General features: G+C 39.9%; 3 protein-coding genes and 2 tRNA genes (1 of these 5 cut by a window edge). 1 reads left to right on the top strand and 4 read right to left on the bottom strand.

Features of this window, described 5'->3' with window-relative positions; all coding sequences use genetic code 11:
- On the bottom strand, nucleotides 1-1,659 hold a 1,659-nt coding region (gene ettA / locus AC4MRQ_RS05370; RefSeq protein WP_491196625.1), incomplete at its 3' end, for an energy-dependent translational throttle protein EttA.
- A gap of 337 nt (nucleotides 1,660-1,996) precedes the next feature.
- On the opposite strand from ettA, the gene AC4MRQ_RS05365 reads away from it, so the two are divergent.
- Complete coding sequence (locus AC4MRQ_RS05365; RefSeq protein WP_491196624.1) at nucleotides 1,997-2,170, top strand: hypothetical protein; 174 nt, start codon at nucleotides 1,997-1,999, stop codon at nucleotides 2,168-2,170.
- A gap of 140 nt (nucleotides 2,171-2,310) precedes the next feature.
- Here the strand turns inward: AC4MRQ_RS05365 and AC4MRQ_RS05360 are convergent.
- Nucleotides 2,311-2,387: transfer RNA gene (locus tag AC4MRQ_RS05360), tRNA-Gln, on the bottom strand.
- On the bottom strand, nucleotides 2,379-2,712 hold a 334-nt coding region (locus tag AC4MRQ_RS05355; protein WP_491196623.1), incomplete at its 5' end, for a GIY-YIG nuclease family protein. The genes AC4MRQ_RS05360 and AC4MRQ_RS05355, both read right to left, overlap by 9 nt.
- Nucleotides 2,689-2,712 (bottom strand) — tRNA-Val (locus AC4MRQ_RS05350) (it continues 151 nt past the right edge of the window). The genes AC4MRQ_RS05355 and AC4MRQ_RS05350, both read right to left, overlap by 24 nt.

Raw genomic sequence — 2,712 nt, 5'->3', positions numbered from 1 at the left:
TATCACTTCTGATACCGGTGCAAGATTAGTGTATGTTTTACTCTTCTTGAATAAATATGAGCCCTCGAAAAAGTGTACTTTCGACTCACCTTCAAAAGCAAGAATATGTGTGGCTACGCGATCTAGAAACCAACGGTCGTGAGATATAACTACAGCGCATCCGGCGAAATCGTCCAATCCTTCTTCCAGGGCACGTAATGTGTTCACATCAATATCGTTGGTCGGCTCATCAAGTAGCAGTACGTTTCCTTCTTCTTTCAAGGCCATAGCCAAATGAAGCCTGTTTCGTTCTCCACCTGAGAGTATCTCACATTTTTTCTGTTGGTCGTTACCCGCAAAATTAAAACGTGATAAGTAAGCACGCGCGTTCACTTCTTTATTTCCCATTCTTATGAGTTCATCACCCTGCGAAATAACTTCATAAACGGTTTTACCGGGGATAATGTCATCGTGTGATTGATCTACGTATGATACCTTAACTGTTTCGCCAACTTCAAAGGTGCCAGCATCGGCATTTTCTAATCCCATTATCAGTCGGAATAAAGTTGTTTTACCGGCTCCGTTAGGTCCAATAACTCCAACGATACCGTTTTTAGGTAATGTGAATTCAAGGTTTTCAAACAAAAGTTTTTGGTCAAAACCCTTTGAGACCCCATGTGCTTCAATTACCTTATCACCAAGTCTTGGTCCGTTTGGAATAAATATCTCCAGTTTTTCCTCTTTCTCCTTAACATCCTCTTTCATTAAGCTGTCATAGGCATTCAAGCGTGCTTTATTTTTGGCATGACGAGCTTTAGGGGCCATGCGCACCCATTCCAATTCTCTTTCAAGAGTTTTGCGGCGCTTCGAAGCTTGCTTTTCTTCGTTAGCCATGCGTTTGGTTTTCTGATCAAGCCATGAAGAGTAGTTGCCTTCCCACGGAATACCTTCACCACGGTCAAGCTCAAGAATCCAGCCCGCAACATTGTCGAGGAAATAGCGATCGTGAGTGATGCCAATAACCGTTCCTTTATACTGTTGCAGATGCTGCTCCAGCCATTGAACCGATTCGGCATCAAGGTGGTTGGTTGGCTCATCCAGAAGAAGAATATCAGGTTCTTGTAGTAATAAACGACATAATGCTACACGACGACGCTCACCACCAGATAAAACACTGATCTTTTGATCTTCAGGTGGACAGCGTAAGGCATCCATTGCCCGATTTAGTTTTGTATCAAGGTTCCAGGCATCATGTTGATCAATAAGTTCCTGTAATTTTGCTTGCTCATCCATCACAGCTTGCATCTTATCCGGATCTTCCAATACCTCAGGATCGGCAAATTTTTCGTTACAGGCCTCGTAAGCCTTCAAGGTGTCAACCACTTCCTGTACACCCTCTTCAACAACTTCGCGTACTGTTTTATTCTCGTCTAACTGAGGCTCTTGCTCAAGGTAACCAACAGAGTACCCTGGTGAAAATACGACATCACCCTGATAGTTCTTTTCAACCCCTGCAATAATCTTTAATAGAGTAGATTTACCTGAGCCATTCAAACCAATGATACCAATTTTAGCACCATAAAAGAATGACAGATAAATATTATTCAGCACTTTTTTTTGAGGTGGAAAAGTTTTACTCACACCAACCATGCTGAATATGATTTTTTTATCGTCGGACATATTCCTATTGTTTTTGATTTGATGCAAAAATAGTGATTAGAATATTAATAGGTGATAGTAAGAATTGCGATTATCCGGAATTAAGATATTTGTTAAGTGTGATTACATCTGTAAATGCTGATAATGCATCGGAGCGTGTGAAATTGAGGCTTATGAGCAGTAACTGATAGGTAATAACATACAAGTTATTGGAGATGCATTACTAAAAGGTTATAGTATTGAATGTGAATTCTAAAGATGAGTTAAGTTATTGTATATCTGTGATATTTTATATTTCTTTGCAGCCCACTGTAACATTGGGGAATGTTATAACATAAGGGAAGCAATAATTTACAAAGTGGGAAAAAAAGAGTATTCAAAGCCTGTTATTCAGACTTATGATCTGGATAAACATTGTTGTTTGGTGTTATCTTCTGATCCGTTTGGAGAGCCACCAGGGCCGCCGAGTGCACAACAAAGTAGTGATAATGTTTTTGAAGAAAATCCATTTAGTGAATCGGCATTCAAGTAGGATATCTTAAATTTAGTAGGAAGCTTTTTACATGTTGTTTATAACTTATTAGAGCAAGATCTTGCACCTGATCCCGAATCTCATTCAATCCTGAAGAGTATACAAAAAAAGGAGAAACAATAACTGCTTCTCCTTTTGAGTGGGCGATGAGGGAGTCGAACCCCCGACCCTCCCGTGCAAAGCGCCGGGATGCTCAATGCCAACAGAACTAATTGCCATTAATAAGCTTGATAACTCTACTTCTGCTTTTCCATTTTTTTACTTCGTTTTCTCTGTCAAAAGCCTCTTTCTTAGTATTAAACTCTTCGAAATAAGCTACTACCCAATCCTGTGCTTGGCCAGTGTAACCAATATGTTTCATATTGTGTTTTGCAAGTCGAGATTCTAATGCATCACAGGTGGCACCTATGTAGTATTTATCCTTTGAAGGAGAATGAAGGATGTAGAAAAAGCACATGGTTAAAATTTGAGGAGAAGATACAAAAAAAAGGAGAAACAATAACTGCTTCTCCTTTGAGTGGGCGATGAGGGAGTCGAACCCC

Source organism: Carboxylicivirga sp., from assembly GCF_982718395.1.
The sequence above is the reverse complement of the archived record's forward strand: the minus strand, read 5'-3'. Positions and strand labels throughout refer to the sequence as shown.